The sequence below is a fragment of the Pseudomonas sp. MF6767 genome (assembly GCF_016405475.1).
GTDB classification, from domain to species: Bacteria; Pseudomonadota; Gammaproteobacteria; order Pseudomonadales; family Pseudomonadaceae; genus Aquipseudomonas; species Aquipseudomonas paracarnis.
The window spans coordinates 1-16,091 of the sequence record NZ_JAEKCY010000004.1 but is presented as its reverse complement, the minus strand read 5'-3'; the positions used below and the strand labels follow the sequence as shown (position 1 = coordinate 16,091).

General features: G+C 59.5%; 13 protein-coding genes and 1 pseudogene. 6 read left to right on the top strand and 8 right to left on the bottom strand.

The window, feature by feature from the left end; genetic code table 11:
* Window positions 1–25: 25 nt before the first annotated feature.
* The 5 genes from JFT58_RS08590 to JFT58_RS08570 form a co-directional block, all read right to left on the bottom strand.
* Window positions 26–2,956 (bottom strand): glycosyltransferase family 32 protein, encoded by a 2,931-nt coding sequence (locus JFT58_RS08590; RefSeq protein WP_125919838.1) that lies wholly within the window; start codon window positions 2,954–2,956, stop codon window positions 26–28.
* Window positions 2,957–3,142: 186 nt separating this feature from the next.
* Window positions 3,143–3,544, bottom strand: a complete 402-nt coding sequence (locus JFT58_RS08585) for an ExbD/TolR family protein (protein ID WP_034125467.1) — start codon at window positions 3,542–3,544, stop codon at window positions 3,143–3,145.
* 1 nt (window position 3,545) lies between these two features.
* Complete coding sequence (locus JFT58_RS08580; RefSeq protein WP_087149534.1) at window positions 3,546–4,268, bottom strand: MotA/TolQ/ExbB proton channel family protein; 723 nt, start codon at window positions 4,266–4,268, stop codon at window positions 3,546–3,548.
* Window positions 4,269–4,293: 25 nt separating this feature from the next.
* Entirely contained in the window at window positions 4,294–5,106 is an 813-nt protein-coding gene (locus tag JFT58_RS08575) for an energy transducer TonB (protein WP_054896675.1), read from the bottom strand.
* A gap of 235 nt (window positions 5,107–5,341) precedes the next feature.
* Complete coding sequence (locus JFT58_RS08570) at window positions 5,342–6,193, bottom strand: LysR family transcriptional regulator (protein ID WP_005783745.1); 852 nt, start codon at window positions 6,191–6,193, stop codon at window positions 5,342–5,344.
* Between the two features lie 105 nt (window positions 6,194–6,298).
* Here JFT58_RS08570 and JFT58_RS08565 point away from each other — a divergent pair, with 105 nt between their 5' ends.
* Together JFT58_RS08565 and JFT58_RS08560 are read left to right on the top strand one after the other, a co-directional pair.
* Window positions 6,299–6,760, top strand: a complete 462-nt coding sequence (locus JFT58_RS08565) for a nucleoside deaminase (RefSeq protein WP_054896676.1) — start codon at window positions 6,299–6,301, stop codon at window positions 6,758–6,760.
* Entirely contained in the window at window positions 6,747–7,934 is a 1,188-nt protein-coding gene (locus tag JFT58_RS08560) for a CynX/NimT family MFS transporter (RefSeq protein ID WP_054896677.1), read from the top strand. The genes JFT58_RS08565 and JFT58_RS08560 overlap by 14 nt, the downstream gene beginning before the upstream one ends.
* Here JFT58_RS08560 and JFT58_RS08555 read toward each other — a convergent pair.
* Complete coding sequence (locus JFT58_RS08555) at window positions 7,905–10,220, bottom strand: TonB-dependent receptor (protein WP_054896678.1); 2,316 nt, start codon at window positions 10,218–10,220, stop codon at window positions 7,905–7,907. The two genes, JFT58_RS08560 and JFT58_RS08555, sit on opposite strands and share 30 nt — an antisense overlap.
* Window positions 10,221–10,375: 155 nt before the next feature.
* Between JFT58_RS08555 and JFT58_RS08550 the strand changes: the two genes are divergently transcribed.
* The 3 genes from JFT58_RS08550 to JFT58_RS08540 all read left to right on the top strand — a co-directional run bounded on the left by JFT58_RS08550 (window position 10,376) and on the right by JFT58_RS08540 (window position 13,740).
* Complete coding sequence (locus JFT58_RS08550; RefSeq protein ID WP_054896679.1) at window positions 10,376–11,320, top strand: LysR family transcriptional regulator; 945 nt, start codon at window positions 10,376–10,378, stop codon at window positions 11,318–11,320.
* Window positions 11,321–11,428: 108 nt separating this feature from the next.
* A complete protein-coding gene (locus JFT58_RS08545) occupies window positions 11,429–11,890 on the top strand; it encodes an HIT family protein (RefSeq protein WP_054896680.1) in 462 nt (153 codons plus the stop codon).
* Between the two features lie 242 nt (window positions 11,891–12,132).
* Complete coding sequence (locus JFT58_RS08540) at window positions 12,133–13,740, top strand: alkaline phosphatase family protein (protein WP_054896681.1); 1,608 nt, start codon at window positions 12,133–12,135, stop codon at window positions 13,738–13,740.
* Window positions 13,741–13,865: 125 nt separating this feature from the next.
* Here the strand turns inward: JFT58_RS08540 and JFT58_RS08535 are convergent, their stop codons facing one another.
* Window positions 13,866–14,771: a TauD/TfdA dioxygenase family protein gene (locus JFT58_RS08535; protein ID WP_054896682.1), complete on the bottom strand. Its 906-nt coding sequence runs from the start codon at window positions 14,769–14,771 to the stop codon at window positions 13,866–13,868.
* 184 nt (window positions 14,772–14,955) lie between these two features.
* Between JFT58_RS08535 and JFT58_RS08530 the strand changes: the two genes are divergently transcribed.
* A complete protein-coding gene (locus JFT58_RS08530; protein ID WP_054896683.1) occupies window positions 14,956–15,876 on the top strand; it encodes a LysR family transcriptional regulator in 921 nt (306 codons plus the stop codon).
* Between the two features lie 103 nt (window positions 15,877–15,979).
* On the opposite strand, the pseudogene JFT58_RS08525 reads toward JFT58_RS08530, so the two are convergent.
* A pseudogene (locus JFT58_RS08525) lies at window positions 15,980–16,091 on the bottom strand (ABC transporter substrate-binding protein); the annotation flags it as partial.

Below are 16,091 nucleotides of genomic sequence, written 5' to 3'. Positions count from 1 at the left end.
CCGCGGCGCAATGACCGGGCCAACCTCAGCGAGAATGATGCATAGAGTGTTCCGAGCCGATAGCAACTCCGAACTTATGGTTCATCGCCATATAATAATCACGCACTTGTGTAAGTTTTTCCGCATACGCTTGCGGAAGTAAAATACGCGCTTCCAACAGTTCCGTCAGTTCCTCAACTTCTGAAAAAAACCCATATTCTTTTTGCGCCAATACATCACCAAACATTCTCGGCCCAGTGATCTCGAAAATTTTCTTTACATACTCGTTATAAATTTGCCGCTCTGCGGCTGTCGAGTTTTCCTTCAGAAAGGGACGATTAGCGTTCAGCCATTCTTCGTTTGCCTTGTATCGCTCATACGCCGTCTCCAGAATCTCGTCAAATACAGGGTTGTCTGGATGACTGGCAAAATTACTGGTGTTGAAGCCATTGAAGTCCGTAGGTTCGTAAGTAACCGGCACGTTCATCAAGATATCATTAGGCGTGGCTTTCAATGTGACCTCGCCCACATTAAAGGTCAGCGCATCATCCGTATCCAGATAGATGCCACCGTACTTTTTCATTAGCACAGCGCGCATGACGTCCGATGACGCCGCTAAATTCTGCCCACGCCCTGAACGGAAAAACTGATACATCTCGCCGTATTGACCTGCATTCAGAGCCTGAAAACTTTCATCGGCCTTTAAATCATGAACTTCAAGCCCACCCACTTTATGATCCAATGCTGAATGTATTTTCTGAAAAGTATCTGCGTTATTGGCATCGACGTGAACAATCGACTTATACCCGGGGCTTTTCCGGGAATTTTCCATAATATTATTGAGTAGATTTTCCGGCATTTCATTGCCGGCCCAAAAATAGTGGATCACTTTCGGCACGTCTGTAGCACCGGACGGCAGTACCGGCATTCTCGGTAGTTTCAGTACTTTGGTTGTCATCGAAGCAGGCGCATTTTTACTGGCCTCAATCGCTTCGGCTTGAGTGCCACCCAGCCACCGTCCTTGACCTTTACGCCAATAAAAGATGTCGTTCACCTGACCATTGGCCTGGAGCCCGCGCCAAAGACCCGCTTCGACGTCATACGTAACTTTGGTACCGTATTGACCGACATAAACCATATAGTCTTTCCCGATCATGCGCCTCACGTCATCCATGGGAACCCTGACCTCCTCAAGGATCACTGGAGGTGAGACGGGCCCCATCGGGTATCCGATATGCCCATTGACACGTTGTGGTGGCCTGAAGAATGGGCGCGCTTGTTCAGTCACTTGGGTGGGTGTGCGGGTTGCAGCATCAACCCCTGCTGCAACGCCACCGCCGGACACCCTCTCTGTCAGCGCTTTCGCCAGTGGTGCCCCGGCGTGAGTGGCCAACGGCGGTACGGCGTTCAACACGCCAAACACAATGCGGTCGGAAGCCGTTGCTTTTCCCTGGACGGCATCATCAATACCGATACCTGTCTGGGCAGCCCCGGCGGCCAGGAAGAAAACATCCAGCCCTATAGCGACTTCGGGCATCACCAGCGCCAGCGGCGTCATGAACATGGCGACCTTGGTAGCCTCTTCCACGACATGCAGCACCTGGTTCTTGGTGTAGTCCCCGTCACTGACAATCGCATTGTCGGCGTCCGAATAGGACCGTGCTTTTTGCCGAACCTTGACCGCTTCGAAAGGATCACCGTGCAACTGCTCAACAGCGATGAAACGATCCGGCACCCAACCGTTGAGGCTCGCAAGGAAAGCATTGCCTGATGCCTGCGCATCGGACCAGTTTCCCATCCCCTGCAGGGTCTGACGTACGCCGTCTGAAAACGTTCTGTCAGCTTGATCCTTGAGGGAAAAGTGCGTCAACAAGGACGCGCGCTTTACGGGGTCCGAGGCTTGCCCGGCCAGCCACGTTGTCATTTGCTGAGGATTATCGAAGCGATGTATTGGCGAGGAGTTGCCAGGGATGTAAAGCAACGTCAACTGGGTTTTCCGATCGGTCACACACATCAAGTCGGTCGACTCAAACCCATTGATGCTCAGCAGGCCGATGTCCAGATCCGGGTCCTTCACGGCAGGCCCTTCAAAATCCTGGACCGTCAGCTTGGACCAATCCTTTTGCGCAACAGGCCCCAACGCTCGCTGGGCGAGTGCCGTCTCGGCAGGGCCAAGGCTCCCTTCCAGGCGCTGCAGATTGATGGCTTTGACAAACGAGATTTTACTCAATGCCGTATAAGATTCGCTGTGCTTGTCCCAAAACCCATCAAGGGTCTTCTTATACAGTTGGGTCCGGTCTGTATCCCAGACTAATGCCTTGAAGTCATCCACCGGTATGGAAACGCGGGTGTCGGCGTTATAGGGGGCATCGCCCGGCGCATTGGGCTCCCGATAAATACCTTGTCGAGTGTTTGCTTCCTGCACCCAACCGTCAATCTGGTTGTAAATATATATCGCTGGCGAAAAGTACTTGCCAATTTTTACAAACCAGCTTTCATCATTCTTAATTGTTACATCTTGCCTGTTTTTCAATGCCGCTTGTGTCAGGGTGATTTTTTCTACCACCTCTTTTTCATCCTCACTGTCATCTTTAAATGTTACTAGATAGGTTTTATCTGGATCAATATCCACACCCCATTGCTGCTTTATCTTTGCAGATAAAATAGTGGAAATTTCTTTTTCGGGCGTTACAAAGTCGGCGGTTTGCTTGCTGATATAAGATTCTAAACGAGCATTTTTTTTGAATGCCGAGTTGCTCCCGCCTCTTGGCGTAGGGCTTGCTTCAGCACCCTGCAGTAAACTCTGTTTTCTCTTATAGTCAGCCAGCGTGGGCAAAATACAGGCTGATGGATGTCTCATGCCGGCCATGCGATCGTTCGAAGATGCCATTACCGCAGGCTTTTCTTCAGGCTTTTCAACCGTTAAATGGGGATTAACGAACGTATTCACGACTTGGACAGGAACGCGTATAGACATGCAATTACTCCATTAATTAAATCACTCTATGCGCCGACCAGAATAAGCATGCAGCCGAAAATTGCACGCTCGGATACATGTAAATTCTTTTCCTGTGCAACATCTGTAAACATGCAATGCTTAGATAAAAAAAGGGCCGCACCCTGCCAAGGAAAGCGGCCCAAAAACTGTCGAGACTTTTTGAAACTAACGTGCAGTGATCACCGACAACTTGGTGATGCCCGCACGCTCAATCGACGCCATGGCTCGTGCCACTTCGCCGTAGTTCACTCCATCGTCAGCCTGCAGTTGCACCCGCACATCGGGGTCCTTGGCCTTCGCCGCCTGCAGGTTGAACTCCAGCAGATCCGGCTGGATTTCGTCCTTGTTGATAAACAATTTGCCGGCGCCGTCGATGCTCACCACCAGCGGGTCCTTTTGCTCAACCGGCGCCACGGCCTGGGTCTTGGGCAGGTTGATCGGGATCGAGTTGGTCAACAGCGGCGCGGTGACGATAAACACCACCAGCAGCACCAGCATCACGTCCACCAGCGGCGTGACGTTGATCTCGCTCAGCACCTCATCACTGTCTTGCGTGGAGAAGGCCATGTCAGGACGCCTCCTTCACTTTCTGCGGGCTACCGGCGCCGGCCTTGGTCAGCGCCGGGTGCAGCAGCACGCGGAACGCGTTTTTCTGCGCCAGGCTGTAGAAGTCGTGGGCAAAGTCATCCAGGTCTGCCGCCGTCAGCTTCAGGCGGCGCAAAAAGTAGTTGTAGACCAGCACCGCAGGCACCGCGACGGCGATCCCCACGCCGGTCGCCACCAGTGCCGCGCCGATGGGCCCGGCCACGGTTTCCAGGCTGGCGGACCCGGCAGCACTGATCCCCTTCAGCGCTTCCATGATCCCCCACACGGTGCCAAACAGGCCGATAAACGGCGAGGTGCTGCCGATACTGGCGACTACAGCCAGACCGGTTTCCAGGGAGCGGCGCTCACGCACAATTTGCTGGCGCAGAGCGCGTTCGAGGCGGTCCTGGTGATTGATCGCCTGGCTCAAATCCGCAGCGTGGGTGGTATCGCCCACCTGGATCGCGGCATAACCGGCCTGGGCTACACGGGCGGCGGCGCCAGGCTGGGTTTCGGCGAGTTCGGCGGCCGAGTCGAGGCTCGATGCCGCCCAGAACTGTTTGTGAAACTTGCGATCCTGGGCCTTGAGGCGACCGAACTGCACGCCCTTGAGCAAGGCCAGGCCCCAAGTGGCGACCGAAAAGGCCACCAGCAGCCAGATCACCGTGCTTTCGATGGATTCAAGTGGAGATGCCAATGCCATGATGTTTTCCCTCTGCGCCGCTGAATAATTAATGAATCTTGAAATCGATGGGCACGCTCACCCAGCCGTTCAGGGCCACATCGCCCTGCTTGGCAGGCACGAAACTCCAGCGCTTCACCGCCGCCAATGCCGCGTCATCCAACTGCTGGCGACCACTGCTTTTTTGCACCTGGATCTCACCCGGTTTACCGCTGGCCAGCACCTGCACCCGCAGCAACACCGTGCCTTCCCAACCGCGACGCTGAGCCAGTGACGGGTATTCCGGCGCCGGGTTTTTCAGGTACGCGGCGTTGGCCGAAGCAGGCGTCACCGGCGCTGGCGCCGCAGGTGCGGGCGGTGCAGGTGGCGCTGGCGTCGGTGGTGCAGGTGGCTGCTCGACGGCCTTGGGGGCCGGCTTGGGCTCAGGTTTAGGCACGGGCTTGGGCTTGGGTTTCGCAATGGGTTTGGGCGGCGCCGGCTTGGCCGCCAACTCATCCACCAGCGGCGGCGGGGGCTCGACCACAGGCGGAGGCGGTGGTGGCGGTACAGGCGGTGGCGGCTCAACCACCGGCGGCGCCGGCTGGGAAAATTCGATGGTCATCGGTGGAATTTCCGGCGGCACAATCGGCAGCACCGGCGTGGGTTTCTGGCTCACCCAATAGATCACTGCACCGTGCAGCGCCAACACCAGCAACCCGAGCAAAACCCCTTCGCGGCGGCTGGAAAAACGCTTCGGGGTTTTCTGCAGGCGCAATTGACCCAACGGCGCGCGATGCGGCCGGCCAAGGTCGACCAACTCACCACTCGGTGCCTGACGCCACTGCGCCTCAGGTGCACTGGCGGCGGTCTGGACTTTGCCCATTGATTCACTCCCTGCGGTTTTGAAAAACCGACGGGCCAGCGTGAAGGCCCGTCGAGGGCTGAATCATCGGTGCCAGACACTTATCTCTTAAAGTAATCTTTAAAGTTATATATAGAACAAAAACGCATAAATAAAACAGCCGATCACACCAAAGCCACGTGGTCCGTGGCCTGGCTTCAAGCCGTTGTTTTTCAATGCCTTTAAGGCATACAAAATATTCGTCAAAGGTATGGGCTCAGTGCGGGTTCCCACTGCACAACGCCAGCAATTCACCCAGCAAACTCTGGCCCGCTGCGCCCAAACCACTGCGGCCATACAGGGCCAACCGCACGCCATGAACAGGTGGCAAGCCACTCTCTGGGCCGAGTATGCGATGGCCCGGTTGCAACACCCGTTCTGGCAATAAACTGATGCCCAAGCCTGCCGCCACCGCCGAGCACACACTGGCCAGGCTGGCGCTGGAATAGCCGATGCGCCAACGCCAGCCGGCCCGTTCCAGATGGTGCAGCATGTCGTTGCGATACAGGCCACCTACGGGGAAAGCCACCAGCGGCAGCGGGTCGCGGCCCAGGGCCGGGGTGCTCAGGCTGTCGACCCAATACAAGGGCTCCGGCCACGACGCCACACAGTCGTCGCTGTCGCCCATCTGCTTGACCAGCAACACATCGAACTCACCGCCCCGGTACTGGCGCTGCAATTCGGGGCCCAGACCGCTGGTGACTTCCAGCCGCACCCGTGGGTACGCCACCACAAACGCCGAAAGCAGCGGCATCAGGCGCTCGGCGGCGAAATCCTCCGGCACGCCGAGGCGCAACACACCGTCGCTTTGCTGGTTGATCAGCACGTCGGCGGCTTCTTCGTGCAACGCGAGAATACGGCGCGCATACGCGAGCAGACGCTCACCCTCGGCGGTGGCCACTACCCGGCGCTGATCGCGGTCCAATAACTGACAGGCCACTGCGTCTTCCAGACGGCGGATCTGCTGGCTGACGGTGGATTGAGTCAAATGCAGGCGCTCGGCCGCCCGGGTGAAATTACCGCAGTCCACCACGGCGACAAAGCTGCGCAACAACACGGGATCGAACAACGTCATCACCATTTCGTTTGCCACTGATTGGCATGTTTATATTTAATTTCAGCATACCTTGCTGGCTGACCATACTTCACCTTTCATCGCACCCCGGGGCCTTGTATGACCAACGATCAACCACACCTGCAACGCGCTATTGCCTTGGCCCGCGCCAACGTCGCCCAAGGTGGCCGCCCCTTCGGCGCGGTGCTGACGCGCAACGATGAGATGTTGGTGGAAGCCGTGAATGAGATCCACCTGACCCAGGACCCCACCGCCCACGCCGAGTTGCTGGCAATTCGCGCAGCGAGCCGGCAGCTGGGTGCACGCCTGGAAGGGTGCGTGATCTACGCCAGCGGCCAGCCTTGCCCGATGTGCCTGAGCGCCATGTACCTGTGCGGCGTCGAGCGCGTAGTGTTTGCCGCCAGCAACGAAATGGCCGAGCCGTTCGGCCTGTCGACCGCAGCCATCAGCCAACAGGTTGGCTTGCCCATCGACGCGCAACGCCTGCCCATTCAGCACCTGCCCGATGCCGCAATGACTGCGCTGTATCACCAGTGGAAAACCCTGCATGAACCTGAATAAATCCCTCGCCGGCTGGGGCCTGCTGGTGGTGCTCGGCCTGAACCTGCGCCCGATCCTCAGTTCCATCAGCCCACTGCTCGGCGAGATTCGCCAGGCCACCGGCCTGAGCTTTCAGAGCAGTGCCCTGCTCACCAGCCTGCCGGTGATCTGCATGGGGTTGGTGGCACTGGTGGGCGTGCGCGTGGAGGCTCGCTTGGGCGAGCGTCGCGGCATCGCCCTGGGCTTGTTGATGATTCTGCTGGCGTGCCTGGCGCGCTGGTTGATAGGCGAAGCCTCGGCACTGCTGGTTACCGCGCTGCTTGGCGGTGCGGGTGTTGCGCTGATCCAGGCGCTGGTGCCGGCAATGATCAAGCGTGAATTCCATCACCGTGTGCCCGTAGCGATGGGGGTGTACTCGGCGTCGCTGATGGCCGGCGGTGGGCTGGCGGCGCTGCTCAGCCCGGTGATAGCCACGCATTTCCAGCAATGGCAGGCAGGCCTGGGTGTGTGGTTATTGCCGGCGCTGGGGGCATTGCTGCTGTGGGCCTGGCTACCGCTGGGCGCCGCGCGCAATCCACTGCAGGCGCCTGCGTTCAAAGGGTTGCGCAACCGCCGCGCCTGGCTGCTGGCGCTGTATTTCGGCCTGGTCAATTGCGGCTACATGAGCATGGTCGCGTGGCTGCCGGCCTACTATCAGCAACTGGGCTGGGGCGTGCTGCCCAGCGGGTCGTTGCTGGCATTCATGACGATTTTTCAGGTGGCGGCCGCCCTGCTGATGCCGGTGCTGGCGCAACGCGGTATCGACCGCCGCCCATTGCTCAGCATCAGCCTGCTGGCGCAAACCATCGGCTACCTCGGCCTGATCATTGCGCCGCAGGAATATCCCCACCTGTGGGTGGCCTTGTGCGGCTTCGGGTTAGGGGCGTGCTTTGCCCTGAGCCTGCTGCTGACCCTCGACCACCATCGCGACCCACGCCAAGCCGGGCAACTGGCGGCGTTCGTGCAAGGCGTAGGCTTTTTGATCAATGCGATTTCGCCGTGGCTGACCGGCTGGCTGCGCGAGCTTACCGGCAACTTTGTCAGTGCATGGGTGGTGCTGACGGTGACGGTGGTGGCGATGCTGCTGGTGACGCGGGTGTTCAGCCCGGCCACCTATCGCACCGACCTAGAAGTCGTAGCGCCCAGTCACGCCTAGGGTGCGCGGCGTGCCCAGCAGGCCCTCGTAACCGCCGTTACCACCGGTCCACAGGGTGGTGTAGTAGGTTTTGTCGAAAGCGTTTTTCAGCCACAGCGACACATCCCACTGCCCCTGGTCATAGTCGCCGCGCAAACCGGTAGACAGGTTGACCACCGCATACGCCGGGATCTGCCCGTAGTCGGAATCTTCCACCGTGCCCACCGCCTTGGAACGGAACGCGTAGCTGGCGGTGACGTAGGGTTCGAAGCCGTTCGCCAGGTTCCACTTGTACTCGCCGTTGGCGTTGGCAATCCACTTGGACGCGCCCACCACCTGGTGGCCGCTCAAGTCGCAGGACGCCTGCGCACCGGGACGCAGGCTGGTTTCCGGCGGGCATGGCGCATCCTTGTAAGACAGGTACGTCACGTCATTGAAGGAGCCGTTGATGTTCAGGGTCAGGCCCTTGATCGGCACCAGGGTGCTTTCCACTTCCACGCCCCGCGAGCGCACCGAGCCGGCGTTGGTCAGGTACTGCACGCGGTTGTCCTGGTCGTAGGCGTTGGTCTGGTAGCCGTTGACCTGGGTCCAGAACAGGTTGGCATTGAGTTGCAGGCGGCGGTCCCACAGCGTGCTCTTGAAGCCCAGCTCGGCGTTGTTGGCGCGCTCGGTGCCGATCAACAACGAGTCGGCTCCGGCTGTCGGCGCAGACCCCACCGCCAGGTTCACACCGCCGGACTTCTCGCCATGGGACAGTGTCGCGTAGCCCAGCAGGTTTTCATTGAAGTGATAACTGAGATTGAGCAGCCCCGACGGCGTGGCGCTGTATTGCGACAGGTCGCCCGAGTCATAGGCCCCGGTACGCCCACGCCGCGCCATGGCGGCGGCCCCGCTGACCGCCGCGCCACCGAAGGGCGCATTGCGCGTGACCCAGGCGCTTTTTTCTTCGTAGGTGCCGCGTACACCGGCGGTGAAATCCAGGCGCTCGGTCAGGTGCCAGGTGCCTTGGGCGAACAGCGCGAAACTGTCGGTGCGGATATGCCCGTTGCCCACACTGCTCACATTGCTCAACGCACCGGCGGGCGTGCCGTTCCAGATATCGGCCTTGGGCCCGTAGTAGGCAAAGGATTTGTTATCCAGGTCGGAGCCGAAGTAGTAGGCGCCGAGCACGTAATCGAAGAAACCACCGCTGGGCGACGCCAAGCGGAATTCCTGGGACCACTGCTTATCTTCCACCGAAACCCCAGCGTTATACGACGCCGGTACGTTGAGGCCATCATCGTTGCGCGGGGTGAAATTCCACCAGCGGTAAGCACTCACCGAGGTCAGGGTGAAGTCGCTGGGCAGCGTCCAATTGGCTTCCAGCGAGGTACCGCCCTGGAACACCGTGACGTGCTGGTCGTTGTCCAGGTTGACCTTGCGATGGGTGCCGTCCACCAGGGTGGCGCCTGCCGCGTTGGCCCGGGATTGATACAGGTTGGTGCCATTGATGGTCGGCCCGGTGCTGTACAGCACGCGGGTGCCGGCGCTGGAGTCTTCTTCGTTGTAGTCGCCGATCCAGCGCAGGTTGAACGCTTCGTTGGGCTTGTACAGCAGTTGCCCGCGAAAGCCCTGGCGTGAACCGCCGTTCAGATCATGGCCATCGTGTTCATTCTTGATGTCGCCGTCGCTGCGGGTGCGATAGGCCGAGAAACGCCCTGCCAGGTCATCGGTCAGGGGGCCGGAAATCGTGCCCTTGGTCTGGAAATAACCGTCCTCGCCCAAGGAGGTTTCGATGCTGCGCTCCGGGGTAAAGCTCGGTGCGCGGGTGCTGATGTTGATGACCCCGGCAGTGGTGTTCTTGCCGAACAACGTGCCCTGGGGGCCGCGCAAAACTTCAAGCTGCTCAATGTCCATCAGGTCGAACACCGCCATGCCCGGGCGCCCGAGGTAGACATTGTCGATATACAGCCCCACGCTGCCTTCCAGGCCATCGCTGGCCGGGTTGTTGCCCAGGCCGCGGATCGACACGCTGGACTGGCGCGCATGCATATAGGCGACGTTGACGCTGGGCACCAGTTGCTGCAAATCCTGGATGCGGTACACCCGCTGGGTTTCCAGGGCCTGGCCGCCGACCACGCTCATGGGCGTCGGCACGGCCTGGGCACTTTCGGTACGCCGCCGGGCAGTGACCGTGACAGTTTCCAGTTGGCCACTGGCGCTTTCGCCCTTGCCGGCAGGCGCGGGTGTTTCAGCGGCCTGGGCCGGCGACCAACTGCTGCTACCGGCCACTAGAACAGCCAGGGGCAAGGACTTGAACAAACTCATAAGCGGCTCCAGAACCCCGGAATACTCGTCGCCTCATATTCCCAAAGGTTATTTATTTATGTTTTTAACAACATTTACTGCATAAGAGATAGCCTTTATAAGGAGTCGACGTAATGCATAGCCAATGCATTTCCCGGATATTTTTGATGTGAAAAATGCATATCGACTTGCGCCAGCTTCGCCACTTCATCGCCCTCGCCGAACAGCGCAGTTTCGTCGCGGCAGCCGCAGCGGTGAACCTGTCGCAGTCGGCGTTCAGCCGTAGCATCCAGGCCCTGGAACACAGCGCCGGCTGCCAACTGGTGGACCGTGGCCGCAAAGACCTGGCCCCCACCAAACAAGGCCTGGTGCTGCTCGAACATGCACGGCGCCTGGTCAGTGGCGCACAACAACTGGCCAACGAAATCAGCCAGTTCAATGGCCTGGAAGCCGGTGAACTGCGCTTCGGTTGCGGCCCCGCGCCGGCAGCTGGGTTAGTACCACGTGCCATCGGCAGCTTTATCGGGCGCTACCCCAAGGCCCGCGTGCAGTTCCAGGTGGATGACTGGCAAAGCCTGGGCAAGCGCCTGCTCAGCGAAGAGTTCGAATTCTTCGTCGCCGACACCCGCCACTTCGAAGCCAACCCCGACTACCACACCCACCGCCTGCGCCCGCGCCGTTGGCACTTCTGCTGCCGCGCCGGGCACCCCCTAGCCGCGCGTAACAGCGTCAGCGCCGCCGAACTGATGAGCTACCCCCTGGCAGTGACCATCCGCCCGCCGAACCTGCGCAAAGTCATCGTCGACCTCAGCGGCCGGCCGGATTACCAGCCCAATGTGGAGTGCGAAAACGGTTACAGCCTGATGGGCGTGGTACTGCGCTCGGACGCCATTGGCATCGTCAGCGCCAACAGTGACGTGCTGCACATGGCCCGCGGTGAACTGGTGTGTTTGCAGATTGAGGGATTGGACGAAAACCTGGAGGAGCGCTACACCCGCTACGGGATCGTCAGCCGTGCAGGGTATCGGTTGTCGCCGCTGGCGCAGGCGATGATTGAGCAGATCAAGGAGATTGATGAGAGAGACGAGGATACTTATGCGTTGGAAAATATTGCGGTCTGACCAAGCGGTGAACAGCGGCCCGCAACGTCAGTGAAGTCATCATTAGATAACAAAGATCACCTACAAGAGGGTCTATAACCTTTTGACCCGCACGAGGAAGCGCATTTGATGGACTGTATCTTTTGCAGCATTGCCCGCGGTACTGCACCCTCCCACCTCCTGTGGGAAGACCAGACCCACATGGCCTTTCTCTCCATATTTCCCAATACGCCGGGGTTCAGTGTGGTTATCCCCAAAACCCATCACGGCAGCTATGCGTTTGCCGAACCGGACACCGTGCTGTGTGACTTGATCATCGCAGCCAAGAAGACGGCGAAGCTTTTGGACAAAGCGCTAAAAGGTGTGGCTAGAACGGGCATGATTCTGGAGGGTTATGGCGTCGATCATCTGCACGCCAAATTATTCCCGATGCATGGGACCGGGGAAGATAGCGCCTTCAAAAAAATCAGTTCGACCCAGGACAAATACTTTGAGCGTTATGAAGGCTATGTCTCCTCCCATGACGCTTCCAGGGCAGATGATAAAGCGCTGGCAGGACTGGCCGCTCACATCAGGTCCTTCGCAGGGTAAGCCTGCTCCCACCATTTGATCGCGGGGAGTCAGGTAGATATGTATCTGCTGTCAGGCCGTCATCGCAGGCAAGCCAGCTCCCACAGGGAAATGCATTTCAACTGTGGGAACTGGCTTGCCTGCGATGACGCCAGCAGCCACACCCATGCACTCAATGCATAGAACCCAGTCCCCAAATGCACTTGCCAGAGCGCCCCTCGAACGGCGAAAAAACCCACCTGTCCTCCGTTCGGTAAATTCCTATGTCTGACCCCAAACCCGTGCGCAACGTGCTCTACATCATGTGCGACCAACTGCGCCGCGACTACCTGTCCTGCTACGGCCATGCCCATTTGCACACGCCGAATATCGACCGCCTGGCCGACGCTGGCGTGCGTTTCAGTCGGGCCTATACACAAGGCACCATCTGCGGCCCGTCGCGCATGTCGGCCTACACCGGGCGCTATGTCAGCAGCCATCAGGTGGCGTGGAACGCAGTGCCGCTGCCGCTCGAGGAGCTGACGATCGGCGACTACCTGCGCCCCCACGGCATCCGCACCGCCCTGGTGGGCAAGACCCACGCCACGCCGAACCTTGAGGCCTTGCAGCGCCTGCAGATAGACCCCGACAGTGCCCAGGCCGAGCCACTCAATGAGGTCGGTTTCGATGCGTATCTGCGTCACGACGGCATCTATCCCGACAGCCCGCTGTTCGAGGATAAGCGCGAATCCGCGCCCTACACCCAATACTTGCGTGATCACGGCTACCACGGCAGCAACCCTTGGCACGAATGGGCCAACGCCGCCGAAGGTGAGAACGGCGAAGTGCTTAGCGGCTGGCATATGCGCAACGCCGGCAAACCCGCACGGGTGGCCGAAGAACATTCGGAGACCGTCTACACCACCGACCGCGCCATCGATTTTATCGACGAACAAGGTGAACAGCCCTGGTGCCTGCACCTGTCGTATATCAAGCCGCACTGGCCCTACATCGCGCCGGCGCCGTATCACGCGCTGTACGGAACCGAGCATGTGCAAGCGCCGATTCAACCTGACCACACCAGCGATCACCCGGTGTACCAGGCATTTCGCCAACACCAGGAGAGCCAGAATTTCTCCCGTGACGAGGTGCGCCTCACGGTGATTCCGACCTACATGGGCCTGATCAAACAGATCGACGATCAACTCGGGCGGCTGTTTGATTTTCTGCAAAGCACTGGCCGTTGGGATGACACGCTGATCGTGTTCACCAGCGACCACGGCGACTTCCTCGGCGATCATTTCCTCGGTGAAAAAGAATTCTTGCTGGAGCCTGCGGTGGGTGTACCGCTGATCGTGCGCGACCCGCGTGCCAGCGCCGATGTCAGCCGCGGCACCGTGGATGAGCGTCTGGTGGAAACCATCGACGCCCTGCCCACCTTCCTCGACGCCCTGGGCTTGCCCGCCGCCGACCATCGCCTGGAAGGCCGCTCATTGATTCCATTGCTGCAGGGCGAACAACCCACTTGGCGCCGCTATGCCATTGCCGAATACGACTACGCCTTCCAGGCCCCGGCTCGCGAGCGTCTGGAGCAACCCATCGACCGTTGCCGCATGACCATGGTGCGCAGCGAGCGCTGGAAGTACCTGGCGTACGACGGCTTTCGCCCGCAACTGTTCGACCTGGAAAACGACCCGCAAGAACTGCACGACCTGGGCAGCGATCCTGCCTATGCCGAGGTGCGCGAGACGCACCTGGGTTATCTGTTCGACTGGTTGCGCGGGTTGAAACGGCGCACCACCATCAGCCACACGGAGGTTGAGGTGCGCGGGCAATGGTTTCGTTATGGTGAGCCAGAGGCAGAGAAAGTGGTGAAGATCGGAGTCTGGTAAACACTACAAATCCAAATGTGGGAGCGGGCTTGCTCGCGAATGCGCAGCGTCAGTCGACGTATTCATCAACTGACCCACTGCATCCGCGAGCAAGCCCGCTCCCATATTTTTTATCCTCACCCGGCTTAAAGACCTTTAGTGGTTTTGCTTGATTGCCCCTGCACCCCCACCGGCACATCCCCCTTGAGCGTAACCCGGCGCACGATGCGCTCCTGGGTGCCGTAGTCGTCCACCGCGTAATGCTGGGTGGCGCGGTTATCCCAGATCGCCACGTCACCGGTGTTCCAGCGCCAGCGCACGGTGTTTTCCAGGCGGGTGACATGGCCTTGCAGCAGGTTGAACAACTGCGCCGACTCTGCCTGGGAGTAGCCTTTCAGGCGTTTGACGAAGTGCCCCAACAGCAGGGTTTTCTCACCGCTGACCGGATGCACGCGCACCACCGGGTGTTCGGTTTCATACACCGTGGAAGTGAATACTTTGCGGTATTCCTCCAGCTTCTCCACCGCCACATCCGGCTTGCGTGCGGCGTAGTCGTATTCGTTGCTGTGCACCGCCCACAGGTGATCAGCCAGTGCGCGCAGTTCCACACTGAGGTCGTTGTAGGCAGCGGCTGTGTTGGCCCATACGGTGTCGCCGCCGGACACAGGCGCCAGCACCGAACGCAGGATCGAGGCCTTAGGGTAGGCATCGACGAACGTCACGTCGGTGTGCCAGGAATTGGCGCGCTGGCCACGGGTGCCATCCAACTCCATCAGGAACCGCGTGCCGTCTCGTACCGGTACGGTGGGGTGGGCGATCGGCTCGCCGAGCAGGTGAGCAAAGGCTTCCTGGCTCTGGTCATCGAGATGGGTCTGTTCGCGGAAGAAGATCACCTTGTACTGCACCAGCGCCTGCTGGATGGCCTCGACGGTGGCGACATCCAGCTCACCGGACAATTTGATGCCACGGATTTCGGCGCCGATCCGCCCGGCTACCGGGTGAATATCAAGTGGTTGGGCGATGGGTTGAACGGCTAATGCGGCGTTGCTCATTGTGATGACCCTCATGTGCCTGCGAAACGGTGGGGGGACGCTTCCAGCAACGCTCTATCCATATGCAATTTAGGTCTAGCAAATGAATGAATGCTTCGTTGACGGAATAAGAGCTTGCATTTAAAACCTGAGCTTGCTCGGTCGCAAATGCCTTCGACCTATTTTTAAAATGCCGGGAAAGCATATGGATCTTCGCCAACTGCGCTACTTCATCGCCCTCAACGAACACCGCAGTTTCGTGCGCGCCGCGGACGCCATGGGCATCACCCAACCAGCGTTCAGCCGCAGCATCCAGGGGCTGGAACAGGAGTTTGGTTGCGTGCTGGTAGACCGTGGCCACAAGGACTTGCGCCCCACGCCGGAAGGCCAGGTGGTGTTGCAGCACGCCCTAAGCCTGGTGCATGGCGCAGCGCTGCTGAGCAGTGAAGTGACGCGCATGACCAAGCTCGACGCCGGCGACCTGCGCTTCGGCTGCGGCCCGGCGCCAGCCGTGAAACTGGTGCCGGATGCGGTGGCGCGGTTTATCAACGCCCACCCGAAAATCCGTACCACGTTTCAGGTGGATAACTGGGAAACCCTCAGCCGCCGCCTGAGCCGTGAAGAGATCGAATTCTTTATCGCCGACATCCGCCAGTTCGAAGCCGACCCGAATTTCCAGACCCGCGCACTCACCCCCAAACGCGGGGTGTTTTTCTGCCGCCCTGGGCATCCCTTGCTGGCCAAGGACAGCCTGTCCACCAACGATATGTTCGACTACCCGCTGGCGGCGCCGCTGATCTCCCAAGGCATTCGCAAACTGCTGGCGAACCTGAGTGGGCGCATGGATTTTTCACCGAGTATCCAGACCGAGCACTTCCCGGCACTGGTGAGCATCGTGCTGCAAACCAATGCCATCGGCGTCGGCACTGAAGAAGCCTTTGCCGAGGACATTGCCAGGGGGGCGCTGGTGCTGCTGCACTGGCGCAACTTGCCGCAGCACATGGATACCCTGAGCGCACGCTGCGGGATCGTCAGCCGCACGGGGTCGCGGTTGTCGCCGGCGGCGAAGGCGATGATCGAGATGTTGGTGGAGGTGGATAGCCAGCAGGTCAGTGTGGCGGTTTGAAGGGCCTCATCGCAGGCAAGCCAGCTCCCACATTGAGCGGTGAACACGTTCAAGTGTGGGAGCTGGCTTGCCTGCGATAGCGATAGCCCAGGCACCGACAAGCTCAGAGCCCCGCCGCCACCAACCCAGGCGCCACCCAATCACTCACCTGAAACGACTTGCGAATCAACTTCTCCCTGGACGCCAGGTCCACCGCATCCTGCAATTTTCCAAGG